The organism is Paenarthrobacter sp. 10L412 (assembly GCF_056395565.1).
The window spans coordinates 288,043-303,437 of sequence record NZ_JBFTJT010000001.1; the positions used below are offsets into that span (position 1 = coordinate 288,043).

The following is a 15,395-nucleotide window of genomic DNA, read 5'->3' on the forward strand; positions in this document are numbered from 1 at the left end:
ATTGGAAGGAACCCATTATGGGCTCGTCTGTCGCTATTAGATCCGCTGCCGTCGTCGACGGAACCGGTGGCATTGTCCGTACTGGCCATACCGTCCTGGTGGAGAACGGTCGCTTCAGCAAGATTGGGCCTGATGGTTCCTTCGAGATTCCCGCTGGCGTAGATCTTGTCGATGGCACGGGAAAGTGGCTCATCCCGGGCTTCGTCAACGGAAATGTTCATCTCCTGGACGGCATCATGATGATGGGAACGGGGGGTATTGAATACCTCTCAAGATGGGAGGGGCAGTTCCACGAAGTATGTGAGGAAGCTGCTCAGTTGGCCCTCAAGGCTGGTTGCACGACTGTCTTTGATACCTGGAACGGGCACCAGCCTGTGCTCACCGCCAGGGACCGCATCAATGCAGGTGCCATCGAAGGTCCCCGGATCTTTGCAGCGGGAAACATTGTCGGTATGGGCGGTCCATTCAGCCTTGACTTCAACCACATGGCCAGATCAGTCATCAGCAAAACGTTTGCCGATCGTATGGACTCCTTGTTCGATGCCGGCGTGGGCGCTGAAACAAGCTTGATGTCACCAACTGAAATACGGGCCGTCATCCGGGACTATATCGGCACGGGAGTCGACATGGTCAAGATCGCCATCAGCGATCACCTTTTCGGGGTCACTCATGGCAACCGCTCCTATCTGACATTCAGTGAACGGGTCCTTCGGGTGCTCGCTGAGGAAACAAAGTCAGCAGGTTTGCCTCTACTGACTCACACTCAATCAGTGGAGGCAGTCCAGATGGCAATCGACTTGGACGCAGATCTCATGATCCACGCAACCCTGACTTCCCAGGCTCCCCTCGATGGCGACATTGTTGACCAGATCGTAGCCAAAGGCATCCACTGCGGCGTGCAGTCCGTGACCCACCCGTACCAAGAGAAACTGGAGGCCGTTGGCCACCCGATGGCTGGCTACGGTGGATTCCAGCACATTCTGAACGAGAAAATGCTGATTACCGCCGACGCCCCGATAGTACTAGGGACGGACGCCGGCTGTACGTCCCGTGACGTTCTTACCGATACTGGTGAGATTGGCGACCGTGAACGCCCGTGGAGCATCGGAACCGACCACTTCGCATGGGCCCGCGCGCTCCATCAGAAAGGCATGTCACCTTCCTCAATACTTCAATCCATGACAAGCAAAGTCGCCACCGCCTACAACAAGGGTAATGACCTCGGGACGGTGGAGGTTGGAAAACTTGGCGACTTCCTGCTTCTCGACAGCAATCCGCTCGAAGATGTCCGTAATCTCGAAAGCATTGAGGCGATCTATAAAGAGGGCCGGCTTATCGATCGGCAGGCGTTGCCCACACGGCCTCTGGTCACAGCTCCAATAGGTACACGCTAGCCAGGATGGTCGTTGCTTGGACAGATGATCAGGCAACGACCATCTTCTTGCCAGAAACTGAAACCACAGCGCTGGATGTTGAAGGCAAGCGCCCTGCCTTGCCGGTGCCGGCGAGGCCACTACCCATGAGGTCGACTGTGGCCGGATAACTACTGCCGGTGCACGTGCATGTGGCCAGGGCCGAACTATTCGCGGTGCGCGGCGTACTGCCAGGCCGGCCGCCTGTATGGCCATCAGTTGCATGGTTGCAAGTTCGCCCTGCACCTAGCCAGTCCTTCCTGCGCAATCTGGGACGCGGCCACGGGCGGCCAAACTGTTGGCGTTGCGCGGAGTTTACTATCAGGACGGATCGAGTACATACAGTCCAACCTTCAAGGTGCGTGCTAAACGCCGATTTCACTCACACGGCTGTTGCCCTACGGGACGCCCTGATCATTCCCGGCACCCTGGTCACGTCGTTGAAGTTACCTAGAACGCAAGGGCTTCGGATGTCGGCAAGGCAGTAACCCTGCCAACCAGCTCGCTCCAGAGCGGTCCCAAATCACCATGAAGCGGGGCCAACTGGGCTTTCAGTGGAGCCCGCACTTGGAGGCTCCCTTGACTGTGTTACTACGTTATCCGCGTCTCAGAGCGCCTCTCAAAAGACGCGGCGCTCAGATGATTCCCACAGTAGCGAGCCGAATACTTCACCGGTCCTCATCACAGAGTGGCACGCCTGTGAAGACAATTGCCATTGCTGCCAAGGGGTGGAATCGGTCTGGCGCCTTCCGGCAGCCATTTCCGCACACCATCGCCCCAATCCAGACACATCTATTGCCACACTTTTTGACCCAAAACAATCTAGCTACCGCCTAACGCAAGATCACCTGTCGTAGCACCCTTAGAGAGGACATATCCCATGCGCGTATTGATGTACGGCCTTGGATCTGTAGGAACCACGCTAACCAAAATGCTGCTGAAGCGAGAAGCCACCATCGTCGGTGCAATCGTCGCCTCAGACTCCAAGGACGGCAAGGACGTCGGCGACCTCATTGGCCTGCCCCAGCCCCTTGGGGTCAGGGCCTACACTGACGCAGATGAGGCGCTTGCCCTCAAACCAGACTTGGTGGTCATGAGTATCGCAAGCTATATGGATGACATGTATGAGCCACTTCGACGCTGTATCTTCGCTGGCAGCAATGTCATCTCACTTTCAGAGGAGCTGCTTTACAGCTGGCACACCGACTCCAAGAGGACGGCCGAGCTTGATACCCTCGCCAAAGAGCAAGGTGTCCGGGTGTTGTGTACCGGTCACCAGGACGGCTACTGGATTTCCCTCGTGTCCGTCCTAATGGGCACCGCCTTCTCCATTGACGCTGTCCATGGGCGTTGCAGCTGGAACGTCGACGACTTTGGCGCCGAGTTGGCCCACGACCAGCAGGTGGGCACGACTCCAGAAGAATTCGCTGCATGGTCCGGGGCCGCGTCGAACCGGCCTCCAACATTTGGCCGCACCTCCCTCCATGCCCTCGCCGCCATGGCAGGGCTCGAAATCAAAGAGTCCACCACAACTACTCGCGCGGACGTGGCCGCCACGCCCGTTTTCTGCAGAGCTCTGGATCGGGAGATCCCTACCGGCCAGGTGATCGGTTTCACTGACATCGACGAGGTTACGACCACGCAGGGAATCACCCTCCATCTGGAGATGACCGGCAAGGTCTATACGGCGGGCGAAACCGACTCTAACCACTGGGAAGTCCGCGGCGAACCCACCGTGAGCATCCACAGCGATGACCTCGCCACTCACTACACCACGTGCGGAACATTACTCAACCGCATTCCTCAGCTGCTAGCCGCGGGCCCGGGTTACCTGACGATTGACCAGCTCCCCCAGCTTCGCCACCAAAAGACGCTGGGCTGAAACGTCGCTACCTCTAGGTCCAGGGCGCCGGTCCGCTTCAGGAACATACATACTTGACGAAGGACGCGTACCACTCTGGCCCATTCCTGAGAGTGCCGTCTCCGGTACGGACGCCCAGAAGAATCATGGCGTGTTGACTCTTGTCCGATAAGAGCCTATAACTCCGATTGACTGGTCGAGGGGTGAAGACACCGGTTGCCGGGACAACGGATTAGGTACGTGCGCGTGAGCGAACTCCAGTACGAAATACGCTAGCTCGAATGCCAGGTTTTGGATCGAGTGTTCACGGACAGACCTCACAGGGAGGGACACAGTTAGGCACGAATTCGGATTTCCGCTGACCATGAAGGCTCCAGGGCAGGAGGATCCCTTCCTCCGGGTATTGGGCAATTCTAAGTCGCAAGATTCAGTGGAACTCGTAATCCGCCTCCGGTGCTTATTGGGACTGTTCCGCTAGCTCGGCCTCGTTGCCGCGGTTGGGAGAGTTCGCGCCACGTTTCGCCACGGTTGAAGTCGTCCCACACGCTGAGCAACTCGTGGACATCGCCACCGCTGAGTGCCTGCCATGGGTCTGCTTCCGGTACGGTCGCTGTCGCCGGCCTTGGTACTTGTCCCCGGACTGACAGCACGACGTTCAGCTGCCATCCAGACGGTCTAACGGATGCAAAAGACTTCAATTGCGGACACGTGGGAGAGCCTGATGTGCCCCTTGGCCAAAGGCACTCGACGTATCAGTATCTTGTCACTAGAACTTTTCCCCATCACGAGCAACGGATGCCCAGCGGGACACAGGACAGTAAACGCGGCATGCTCCTTTGGATAGACGGTACCGGCGGATCGCCTCAGTGACGACCTTAGCCCAAGACCGAGGCGGCCTGTGTTAAGGCCGTGATGGTGGCGCTGGAACTCGCGGTGGCGCAGGCCGGGGGTGACCCGGACCGCGCAGTCGTTGTTGCGGTTGAACCGGCGGGTCGGCTTTGACTGCACTGGGTGTGCGTGGCCAGAGTCGGACAAGAAGCGCAAGGCGGCCGAGTTCTGCGAGAACGGCGCCAAGGGCGATGCCGAGGAATACACCCTGGGTACGGTCGGCGCCGAGTTCTGGGCGAAGCACTCCATCGCCGAGCTGTCCACCAAGACCGAATACTGGCTGGATCTCCTGATCCGACGCGTTCGAGCTGATCGGCGAACACGTCCGGGCTTCCAGCCCTGACCGGTGCGTGTTCTACACCTTCTGGCGCACCGCGAACGAGACAGCCTTATGTACCAGCTGTTCACCCGGGCCCTGGGTACCAACAACCTGCCTGACTGCTCGAACATGTGGCCGATGAATACCTGCAGATCAAAGTGGGCGGGGACCTGGCCCTGTTCCAGGCCCTTGGCCACCTGCTCCTGGCTGAGGAGGAACGGAACCCGGTTTCTGTCGTCAACCTTCCTTCATCGACGCCCAGACCGACGGGTTCAAGGCCTACCGCCTCGAAAGATCTGTCCGACGTGGTGCGAAAGTCCTGACAGCTAGTCCAGCCATCCCTCCCCTGCGGGGGTAAGTGCAAAGGGGGGTATGTGGTGACCTATACCAACGAGAGGCTCGATGCGGAGCCGAGAGAGTCTCAGGAATGATATTCGCCATCCTTCGGCCGTCCGGACGTACTCTTCTTCATAGTGTCCGTATCCCCTGATCCCCCACATACCTGGTACGTGAAAGCCCTGCTCTTCGCGCGAGTCGGGCTCCCAAGTCAGCTGGTCAAACATGCTCCAAATGCCGCGAATCGAGTTATCGGATCTGGGCTCAAGTTGAGGCATGAATCCTTGGTGAATGGATACCACACCCGACATGTAGGACGACACGGCCTCAACGAACGTGTCCGGGTCAGCTGGCGAGAAGCTGAAACCCAAAATCCTGGCGTCCGAGGAGAAAAGCGTCCTTAGGTCCGGCCAACGCTTGAGGTCTATATAGCGAAAATAGCGAGCCTTTAGTCGGCGTACTTCTTCATAGTCGTCAGAAGAAATGGTGGTCCATCGCGTCGCTGCCATGAAACGACTCTATCGAGAGCGAAGACCATCTGTTTCGGCGATCTGTACAGACAAAATCGGATGTGTGGACGAACTGTACGGTGTCTCGCGTTTATGACCTCCTTACGATCATGGGACAGCCTGATTCTCCCAAGCAGCATTCAACGTTCAGGCAGTCACAGTCTGGGCCACGCTAAAAGAAGGGGCAATTATGCAGCTCCAGATAAACCGTTCAAACCGCTTGACCATCATTGCAGATACCGGGCATCACGCCCCTTCCAGCGGTTGGTGGCGGCCTGAGAACGACCCCTTGCCAATCCGTTACCTGCAGCAGGGAGAAATCATGCCGGCGCTCCGGGGCTCACAGACGGTATGGACGCTCCTTCGGGAGTTGGCCCCATTCCTAAAAGATGCCTCCTGGAACACATACTCCTAGCGCGATAAGGCACTTCCCTCTTTGGACTACCCGATTTGAGATAAGAAAAGATCATGAAAAGCAGGGCTCTTGTACAGAGCAAGAAGACCTCCCGGCGCCGCGGATCAACCGAAGAAGCCCTCGGTACTTCCTCTTTGGTTGGCGGTGCGCAGCAGTCCGGGCGTGCAAGCTCCCCCGGGAAGCAAGAGCACTCCGATCGGCGGAGTGAAACGTCACATCGCGCTGCCGCACAGAGCAGCCAGTGCCGCTAGCAGAGCCTCCTCGGTTCTTCCGAAGCCTCACTTTGTGCCGGTGCTCCCGCCTCTGGCAAAAGAACCTTGGGGCCCGCCAACTCTGCTCTGTCGCCGTCGTCATCTACAGCGCTGACTGTGATGGTGCGGCGCTCGTGCGGTCCCCACAGGACATGGGTTCCCTTTCGAGTCCCATCATCGGGTCTGGGCTTAGTTAGGTACGACCATTGCTGGACCTAAGCTAGGCGACCGCTGCTGGGGGGCCATCATGTGGCCTGCCTGCAGGGCAGCCCTTCATGTCCGTCGTGTCCGGAGGATGAGGACATATTTCTAGAATTGCACCGACCAGCGTCTCGACGATGAGGACATAGGGGTCACGGTGGGCGAGCTGGGCACCAGATGTATTACCGGTGCGCGTGACCCCATGGGAACGCCATATTGGCACACTGGTCGGTGCTGAACGCGAGGAGACGATAGTGATCATCACCACCGCGGAAGGCGTCTCCTCATACGCCCCGCTGCCAAAGTATGGCGGCAGAAGGACCGCGGCAATGATAACTCGAAGGAATCATTCCACCGCGTTTCCGTACACCAGTGCGGGAGCGATCTTCCATGCCGGGATGGCGATGGGCTTGCGACTCCAAGGTCGCGGCCGCTCGAGACAGCACCGCGCCGCGTTCGTGGATCGGGGTGCGGTTCCAGGCCCAGGCCCGCTGTGAGGCGCGCGCCGCCAGGACGGCTGTGTCCAGATCCTCAAGGACGGCAACGCCGCCTTCGGCAACTATCTCCTCGGGGCGGCTGGGATTGGCAGAGGTAAGGTGTCCGCCGTTGCCTGTACCCAGTTTCCGTCGATGAGGAGCCTGAGATGCACCGTCCCCGGCCGAACGGGTGCGGTGCCTGACGTGTCGGGTGCATCAACGGCGGCACTCACCGAAAGGCTCCGATACCTGTCAGCTTCTGGCCAAGGATGAGGGTGTGGACCTCGTCAGTGCCTTCGTACGTACGTACGGATTCAAGGTTGTTGGCGTGGCGAAGTGGCGAGTGTTCGAGGGTTATTCCGTTTCCGCCCAGGATCGTGCGTGCTTCACGACAGATTTCGATAGCTTCTCTACAGTTGTTGAGCTTGCCCACGCTGATCTGATGGTTCTGCAGCTTGCCGGCGTCTTTTAGCCGTCCCAGGTGCAATGCGAGGAGGAAGCCCTTGTTAATCTCCAGCGCCATGTTCACGAGCTTCTGCTGGGTTAACTGGTAACCGGCCAATGGTCGTTCGAACTGGAGCCGATTCTTGGAGTAGTCCAAGGCATCTTCGAAAGCGTCCCGCGCGGCGCCCATGGTGCCCCAGGCAATGCCGTAACGCGCCTCGTTGAGGCAGGTAAAAGGGCCGCGGAGGCCAGTGACCTTCGGCAGGACTGCGTCGGCAGGCAGGCGTACGTCATCCAGTGTGATTTCGCATTGAACGGAAGCGCGCATTGACAGCTTCGGCTGAATTGGGGTGGCGGTAAAGCCACGAGTCTGGGTTGGTACCACGAATCCGCGTATGCCATGGTCTGTCTGGGCCCATATAACTGCCACTTGGGCTATGTTGGCGAGTCCGATCCACCGCTTGGCGCCGGTCAATATCCAGTCCTCACCGTCGCGGCGGGCAAAAGTGGCCATGGCAGAGGGGTCTGAACCGGCAGTGGGTTCCGTAAGGCCAAAGCATCCGATGGCGGTGCCGGCAGCCATTTGGGGAAGCCATTCCTCTTTCTGTTCTTCAGAACCGTGCTTCGAGATGGCTGACATGGCCAGAGAACCCTGGACGGAAACGAACGTGCGGATGCCTGAATCCCCGGCCTCGAGTTCGGCTGCGGCCAACCCGTAGTCCACTGCGCTTCCCCCGGCGCAGCCGTAGCCTTTCAAGTGCATTCCGAGCAGGCCGAGTTTGCCGAGATCAGGGACGATTTCCAGCGGGAACCGGGCCTCTTCATACCAGCTGGCGATGTTCGGTTTGATTTCCTCCCGGACATAATTCCGGACCCGGTCGCGCAAGGCGATTTCCTCGGCCGTGAGCAGGGTATCGAAGGAAATCAGGTCCGAGGGCTCGAGTGCGGTAGTGGCCTCGACGTCGGCGGAGCTAGGGGCGAGAGTCATGATGTGGTCCCTCCTGGGCATAAAACGACTTCTGAACGGGCGGCACTTTGGGGTGAAGAGATGAACGTCTTAGTCTCGGGCTGCCGCAGCCAGTCCAGCACGTCTGCGGTGTGCTCACCGAGCGCTGGTGGGGCCTGTGTTCGGGGCGGCAGTGCCGGCGTCCAGGTGATCGGATGGCGGATCTGACGTCCGGTAACGTTCCCGCGGGCGTCATGGACGTGAATGGTTGGCTCCAGGCCCAAGGATTCAGCGTATGCGATGCCTTCATCTATGCCGGCCACCCGGCCGGCTGGTACTCCCACAGAAACCAGCCGGTCCTGCCATTCCTTCGCTCCAGCACCTGCGAGCCCGGCTTCCAGCAGTTTGACAAGTTCCCGCCGATGTTCGACGCGGACAGCGTTGGTGACAAACCGGGGATCAGCGGCAAGCTCCGGATAGCCGATAGCGCGGCAGAGCTTGGCGAATTGTGAGTCGTTTCCCACGGCAACGGCCAGTGGGTCATCCCCTGTGGCAAGAAGTTGATAAGGGACGATGGAAGGGTGGTCATTGCCCAGCCGCGAAGGAGTAACACCGGCGCCGAGGTACGCCTGACCCTGGTTGGCAAGGGCGCCCTGGAGGCTCGATAGCAGATTGACCTCGATCCGCCTACCCCGGCCTGTGGAACTACGCTCGGAAAGAGCCGCGAGGATGCCGATCGTGGCATCTTTGGCTGTCAGTACATCAACCAGGGCGACGCCTACTTTATAGGAGCCGCCCTGGGGGTCACCGGTAATACTCATCAGTCCGCCGACTGCCTGGACGATGAAGTCGTATCCGGGCAGATCACGGCCGCCTTCCGAGCCGAAACCCGAAATTGATGCATACACCAGGCCTGGGTTCTGCTCAGCCAGTGACTCATATCCGAGGCCCAGCTTGGCGAGCCCTCCTGGCTTGAAGTTCTCCACCAGGACGTCGGCGCGGCGTGCCAGTTCCCGGGCAAGCTCCAGGTCCCCGGGGTTGGTCAGGTCGAGGGTGACGGATTCCTTATTCCGGTTGACGCTTTCGAAGTACGTCGCACCTGTCTCTGAGGAAGGTGGCGCCCACTGCCGGGTGTCATCCCCGGTTCCGGGGCGCTCAACCTTGATGACCCGGGCACCGAGATCGGCCAGGGTCATGGTCGCGAGCGGACCGGCGAGCACGCGGGAGAAATCGGCGACGACGATCCCCTCCAGTGGTGCGCCGGAGCCCGCTCCCGACCTCATGGCTGACTCCGCCGGGTCCACCTTCCCCGGAAAATCATGACAATACCGACCGAATGGATGCCTCCAGCACCGCAAGGCCCTCGTCAAGGACGTCCGTTTCGATCCCTAACGGAGGCAGCAGCCGGATGATGTTTCCGTTGGTCCCGCACGTAAGAGTCAGGACACCATGAGCGTTGGCTGCCTTCGCGGCCGCGACAGCAAGGTCTCCACGGGGCCCTGAGGCATCGCGGAACTCGATCGCCATCATTGCACCCCTACCGCGAACGTCTGCGACGCCGTCAAGTTCTACAAGTGGCTCCAGGCGGCGCCTGACTGCGGTTTCGATGGCAGCCGCGTTCTTCAGAAGCTTGCCGTCTTCGAGGAGTTCGAAGACAGCCAGAGCCGCCTCGCACGCTACGGGGTTGCCGGCGTAGGTCCCGCCGAGGCCGCCGGTATGGACAGCGTTCATCAGTTCGGCGCGGCCGGTAGCAGCCGAAAGAGGCAATCCGCCGCCAAGAGCTTTCGCGGACAGTGTGATGTCGCCGGCAATACCTTCGTGCTCGGAAGCGAACAGCGTGCCGGTGCGGCCCATTCCGGCCTGGATCTCATCGATCACCAGTACGATGCCGTGGCGGGTCGCGATTTCACGAATACCTTCCAGGAACCCGGGGGCCTGGACAATGAAGCCGCCCTCGCCCTGAATCGGTTCGATAACCATAGCGGCAAACGTTTCGGCGCCGTGTTCTGCCAGAAGCGCCTCGATTTGTTCCAGTGCCTTCCCCGGTCCGTCAGGAGAGGTGTGGGCGGGCGCCGTCGGTCCGCGGAAGACAGAGCCCGGCAGCGGTCCGAAGTTGAGCCGGTACGGGTTCTCCTTGGCCGTCATCGCCATCGTGAGCTGGGTACGGCCGTGGTATGCCTCGTCGAACACGAGAACATTGGGCCGGCGCGTGGCGGCCCGGGCGACCTTAATGGCGTTTTCCACCGCCTCCGCGCCGGTGGTGAACAGCGCGGTCCGCTTCTCGAAGTCGCCGGGGGTGTGCTCGTTGAGCCACCGGCAGACTTCAACGAAGGACGCGTATTCGGTCACCATGAAGCAGGTGTGGGTGAAGCGCTCAAGCTGGGCGGCGGCGCGCTTGGCCACCTTCGGGTTTGCAGCGCCAACGCTGGTCACGGCAATGCCTGAAGCGAAATCAATAAGATGGTTGCCGTCAACGTCTACGAGCAGCGCGTCCTGCGCGTGGTCAATGAACACGGGCAGAGTGATACCAAAAGCGTCGGTGACGTGCTGGCGGCGTTCGGCCTCCAGTTCGCGGGAACGTGGACCCGGAAGCTCGGTGAGCAGGCGGCGTGCTGTGGCCTTAACGGCGGCGGGATCTTTGGCCTGGTTTGCGGCGAGTTCTGATGTGACAGTCATAGGTCCTCCTCGTGTGGTGAAATCCACGATAGGGACAGTCCGGCGACGTGTCGTTGGACGATATGTCCAGAGATATTCAAGGATCAGTCACAACGTACAAAAGGCGGTCGCCTATGATTTACCCATGATCACCCTCGCAAGGCTTGTTGAGGCTGCAAAGCGCGACTTGGCGCCCTACTGGCCGGTCCCGCTCCCCCGCGTCGAACTAACAGGCGTGCACGTCTCCGAGCTGGAGGATCCCACGATGTTCCTCTACGGCGGCGAGCTCCTCCTCACCGTCGGACTGCAGCTCACCGGCTTGGATGGAGACGCGCGTCAAGAGTCCGCAAGAAACTATGTGCAACGTCTGGTGGAAGGCGGCGTGGCCGCTTTGGGTCTCGGCCTGGGCTCAGGACATGCCATGGTGCCGGACGAACTGCGTGCGGCCTGCGTGGAAGCAGGCCTTCCTCTTCTGACTATTCCCCGCGAGTCCCCGTTCCTGGCAGTGTCGCGCGCATACTGGGAGCTTGTAAGGCAGGGCGGCGAAGCCGAACTCACCGCACTGCTAGGGCTTCAGGTGGAACTGACGCGCGCCGCCGCGCAGGATGACGCTGAACCGGAGATCGTCCGGGAACTGTCCCGCGCTCTGGGGACATGGGTTGCATACCTTCCTGAAGACGACCGGGCGCCATCCTCGGCCGCCAACGGCGCTGAACTTCCGCCGGGACTACTGAGCGAACTCATGCGGGAATCTACCATGCTGCGGAACGCGCGCCGGGGTGCCACCGGCAACATACAACTAGCGTCCGGTACCGCATCCCTCTACCCGGTATCTGACGGTCCAACAGCCTCGGGCTACCTGGCGTTAGGCAGAAACGGGCAACTGGCTGCTGCCGAGCGGCACTTGTTCCTCACCGCATCCACGCTCCTGGCGGCCAGAGCAGCCGGACAGCGCAGCGCCGCGGCTGAGCGTCGACGCGCTGAAGGTATGCTCGCAGCGCTGGTTCTGGAAGGACACGACGATGCAGCCCGGTTCCTTGCAAAGCAGATGGGCTCGGACCCGCTACCGGAAACAGCCTTCGTCGCCGTCCTGCCCGATAGCGAACAGCTGGTGGCGCAGCACGCTCTGTCCGGGCTGGTACTCGAACGTTCCGGTGTTGTATTTGTGCTTCAGGCAGCATCGAGTCCCTATCCTGCGCTGCCGAAGGGTGTCCGGGGTGCATGGGGTGGTCCGATGCCTCTACGGCGCCTTCACGAAATCGGATCGCAGGTGGCCGAGGTCGCCGCCTTAGCGCCCGCCGGTCAGCTGATACGCGTTGGCCATGGCCTCGACCTGCCGGCAGATGAATGGGTGGATGAACTGGGCTCCCACACGGGGCAGCTACTTGAAACGGTCCGCTCCTACCTGGCCCACCGTGGACAATTTGAGGCTGCCGGCCGTGAACTGGGAGTGCACCGGAACTCGGTCCGCTATCGAATTGCCCAAGCAAAGGAACTGCTGGGGGTTAACCTGGATGACCCCGATGTAGCCGCCCAACTCTGGCTCGCCCTCAGAGGACGGCCGCAAGAATCGCGCAAAGAATAGGGGGCCAGAACCTTGCCGCCCGGCCTGCCCTAGTTGACCAGACTCTGCGAAGGACCGGTCCGGAGCTCCGAAAAGTCTGCACAGCTCCTGCTGCCCTCCCGGATAACAGCAGAAGCTCGAGGGCCGATTATCGCTCCGGTCAAGCCGGGGACACGCTGCCCCTGCTGGCGGGAGTTTGACTGATTGTACAAAGAGTGAGCAATTTATGGAGGTTCAGCACCTCGACTGGCGTTGTTCAGTTGCCTAGTCTCGGGGGACCGCCCGTAGAGCCCCACCGAAAGAGATGTTGATCCGATGAGTCAAGCCCTGTTCGAGCCGATAACGTTGCGCGGCGTTGAAGTTCGCAACCGCATCTGGGTGCCCCCCATGTGCCAGTACGTCGTTGACAAGCGCGACGGTGTGCCCACGGATTGGCACTTGCTACACCTAGGGTCGTTTGCGCGCGGCGGAGCCGGAGCGATCATTGTCGAAGCAACCGGTGTCGTCCCGGAAGGACGTATCAGCCCCCACGATCTGGGACTCTGGAATGACCGGCAGCGTGACGCGTTCGGACCCATCACCACGCTCGTGCACTCGCTCGGTGCGAAGATCGGCATCCAGCTCGCTCACGCTGGCCGCAAGGCATCAACTCATCCCCTGTGGGGCACTACCCGGGATGGGTCCATTCCGCTCAACGAGGGAGGCTGGCAGACCGTCGCGCCCTCCGCAATCGCCTATCCGGGCCTGGACGAACCCGTCGCCCTTGACCACGAAGGCATCCGCGGGATCGTCGACGCGTTCGCCAGAGCGGCTCGCCGGGCTGTCGATGCCGGTTTTGACATGATCGAGATACACGCTGCACACGGCTACCTCCTCCACGAATTCCTCTCACCCCTGAGCAATCAGCGTGATGACGAATACGGAGGATCGCTTGAGAACCGAGCCCGGCTGCTCGTAGAAACCGTTGACGGCATCCGTGCCGCCATCAGCAACGACGTTCCCGTGCTGGTCCGGCTGTCGGCGACCGACTGGACAAACGGTGGCGTAACTATTGAGGAGACCTGCCGGGTCGTCGAGTGGCTAGCCGAGCATGGCGTCGACCTGGCGGACATCTCCACGGGTGCGAACATCCCGGCCGGCATCCCGGCCGGTCCCGGGTACCAAGTGCCCTTCGCCACCGCGGTCAAGAACGCCACAGGGCTGCCCACCGCCGCCGTTGGCATGATCGATGACCCCCGGCAAGCCGAGCAGATCATCGCTACCGGGCTGGCGGACGTGGTAATGGTCGGCCGAGAGTTCCTCCGCAATGCGAACTTCGCCCTCCACGCAGCAGACGCTCTCCGCGTCGACCTTCCCTATCGTCCACGCCCCTACCTGCGGGCGTACCACTAACTTTCTTCCCGGAAGGAACGACGGGGTATTTGGAGGATTAGCCGTATATCTAGGGTTGACCGACAGAGGTCATGAATGGGGTTACAGACCCGAGCGGCGGACCTCGCTGCCACGTGATCGACTGAACTCTCCCTACCCGGGGATCCAGCACTTCTAGAGACCGGCTCGATCGTCTCCCCTTTACCTGCCGCTGGATACCTCACCTCCAAGGGAAGTGGCCAAGCGGCGCGGTGCGCCAGTTTCGCTGACGCCGCATTGATGCTCGGCGCTCCGTCCAGTCATACGGTTACTTCTGGTTGCATACTCGATGCGAGCACTATTTGACGGATTGTACAAAGAGAAGCTCATGAATCTACTTTCCGCATCATGACGGGGACTCTTTGTCTGTCTACTCTCGAGGGACAGCCCTTTATTGGAGGAACTCCCCACTCGGGACGGGAGGAACGATGAGAGCAGCACGGCAAACCACCAAGGCGCCGCAGCGCAACACGGTCCCTCCCCAAACCCGCCCCCCGCCCAGCTTCACTGCATCACTGCATCACTGAGAGGACAATCGTGACGATCGAAGATATGAAGTCAACCGCGACGCCGGCCACCGGCACCAGGACCATACGCGGGGCTGTACTTGAGGCCATCGGGGAAGAGCGGCCTTACGCGGACACCCGTCCCATTCATGTGGAGAACCTTGAACTCGAAGGCCCTGGCAAGGGCGAGATTCTCGTCCGCATCGAGGCGGCCGGCGTATGCCACTCCGACCTTTCCGTCGTCAACGGAAACCGGCCACGACCAGTACCGATGCTGCTCGGCCACGAGGCAGCCGGCATCATTGAGGAATTAGGCGAGGACGTCAATGACCTCTCCCTGGGTCAGCGCGTCGTTATGACTTTCCTCCCTCGGTGCGGTGAATGCTCCGGATGCAACTCAAACGGCAAAACGCCGTGCGAGCAGGGCAGCGCTTCCAATACTGAGGGAACGCTACTGGGCGGGAACCGCAGACTCTCCCGCGCGGGTCAGCCTGTCCAACACCACCTCGGAGTCTCTGCGTTCGCCACCTATGCAGTGGTCTCCCGCCGTTCCGTTGTGCCGGTCGGGTCCGACGTCCCGGCGCACATCGCCGCTTTGCTCGGATGTGCCCTTCTCACCGGCGGAGGAGCGATCCTCAACGTCGCCAAGCCGACGCCTTCCTCCCGGGTAGCCATTGTCGGTCTCGGCGGGGTAGGCATGGCGGCACTCATTACGGCCATCGCCACCGGAGTTGAACACGTCGTCGGCGTCGATACCTTGCCGGCCAAACTTGAAGCCGCCCGGAACCTTGGTGCCGCGGACGCCATGACCTCTGCTGATGCCCTGGAACGCGGCGAAAAGTTTGACGCCGTCATCGAAGCCGCCGGACACCCACGCGCTCTGGAAGCTGCTATCGCACTGACTAAGCCCGGCGGCATCACTGTCACCGTGGGACTGCCGGCGCCGGGCCAGTCGGTCTCCATCGACCCCCTGACCCTTACAGCAGAGGCCCGGTCGATCGTGGGCAGCTACCTCGGCTCGGCAGTCCCGGAACATGACATCCCGATCTACGAACAGCTGTGGCGATCCGGCCAGCTGGCCGTTGAAGGACTTGTCTCAGACACTATCCCGCTCGAAGAAATCAACCGTGCCATGGACACGCTCGACGGCGGCCACGCACTGCGCCAGATCATCACCTTTTCCTGACCAACCACATTCCAGT

10 protein-coding genes and 1 pseudogene are annotated in these 15,395 nt (G+C 60.8%); 6 read left to right on the plus strand and 5 right to left on the minus strand.

Features of this window, described 5'->3' with window-relative positions; all coding sequences use genetic code 11:
* Positions 1–17 precede the first annotated feature (17 nt).
* The 3 genes and pseudogenes from AC1DD7_RS01305 to AC1DD7_RS01315 form a co-directional block, all read left to right on the plus strand.
* Positions 18–1,394 (plus strand): amidohydrolase family protein, encoded by a 1,377-nt coding sequence (locus tag AC1DD7_RS01305; RefSeq protein WP_477513471.1) that lies wholly within the window; start codon positions 18–20, stop codon positions 1,392–1,394.
* Between the two features lie 898 nt (positions 1,395–2,292).
* Positions 2,293–3,294, plus strand: coding sequence for an NAD(P)H-dependent amine dehydrogenase family protein (locus AC1DD7_RS01310; protein WP_477513472.1), 1,002 nt, complete (start codon positions 2,293–2,295; stop codon positions 3,292–3,294).
* Positions 3,295–4,152: 858 nt separating this feature from the next.
* Positions 4,153–4,766, plus strand: a pseudogene (locus tag AC1DD7_RS01315) (hypothetical protein); the annotation flags it as partial.
* A gap of 40 nt (positions 4,767–4,806) precedes the next feature.
* On the opposite strand, the gene AC1DD7_RS01320 reads toward AC1DD7_RS01315, so the two are convergent.
* The 5 genes from AC1DD7_RS01320 to AC1DD7_RS01340 all read right to left on the minus strand — a co-directional run bounded on the left by AC1DD7_RS01320 (position 4,807) and on the right by AC1DD7_RS01340 (position 10,734).
* Positions 4,807–5,325, minus strand: coding sequence for a nuclear transport factor 2 family protein (locus tag AC1DD7_RS01320; RefSeq protein ID WP_477513473.1), 519 nt, complete (start codon positions 5,323–5,325; stop codon positions 4,807–4,809).
* 1,151 nt (positions 5,326–6,476) lie between these two features.
* Positions 6,477–6,812, minus strand: a complete 336-nt coding sequence (locus tag AC1DD7_RS01325) for an aldehyde dehydrogenase family protein (RefSeq protein WP_441431052.1) — start codon at positions 6,810–6,812, stop codon at positions 6,477–6,479.
* A gap of 85 nt (positions 6,813–6,897) precedes the next feature.
* A complete protein-coding gene (locus tag AC1DD7_RS01330) occupies positions 6,898–8,100 on the minus strand; it encodes an acyl-CoA dehydrogenase family protein (protein WP_477513474.1) in 1,203 nt (400 codons plus the stop codon).
* Entirely contained in the window at positions 8,097–9,341 is a 1,245-nt protein-coding gene (locus AC1DD7_RS01335) for a CaiB/BaiF CoA transferase family protein (RefSeq protein WP_477513475.1), read from the minus strand. The genes AC1DD7_RS01330 and AC1DD7_RS01335 overlap by 4 nt, the downstream gene beginning before the upstream one ends.
* 34 nt (positions 9,342–9,375) lie before the next feature.
* A complete protein-coding gene (locus AC1DD7_RS01340; RefSeq protein ID WP_477513476.1) occupies positions 9,376–10,734 on the minus strand; it encodes an aminotransferase class III-fold pyridoxal phosphate-dependent enzyme in 1,359 nt (452 codons plus the stop codon).
* Positions 10,735–10,858: 124 nt separating this feature from the next.
* On the opposite strand from AC1DD7_RS01340, the gene AC1DD7_RS01345 reads away from it, so the two are divergent.
* The 3 genes from AC1DD7_RS01345 to AC1DD7_RS01355 all read left to right on the plus strand — a co-directional run bounded on the left by AC1DD7_RS01345 (position 10,859) and on the right by AC1DD7_RS01355 (position 15,379).
* The gene (locus tag AC1DD7_RS01345) at positions 10,859–12,298 is read left to right on the plus strand and encodes a PucR family transcriptional regulator (RefSeq protein WP_477513477.1); all 1,440 of its coding nucleotides are present in this window, start codon (positions 10,859–10,861) and stop codon (positions 12,296–12,298) included.
* Positions 12,299–12,592: 294 nt separating this feature from the next.
* A complete protein-coding gene (locus tag AC1DD7_RS01350; RefSeq protein ID WP_477513478.1) occupies positions 12,593–13,669 on the plus strand; it encodes an NADH:flavin oxidoreductase/NADH oxidase in 1,077 nt (358 codons plus the stop codon).
* Positions 13,670–14,239: 570 nt separating this feature from the next.
* A complete protein-coding gene (locus tag AC1DD7_RS01355; protein WP_441431053.1) occupies positions 14,240–15,379 on the plus strand; it encodes an alcohol dehydrogenase catalytic domain-containing protein in 1,140 nt (379 codons plus the stop codon).
* Positions 15,380–15,395 lie beyond the last annotated feature (16 nt).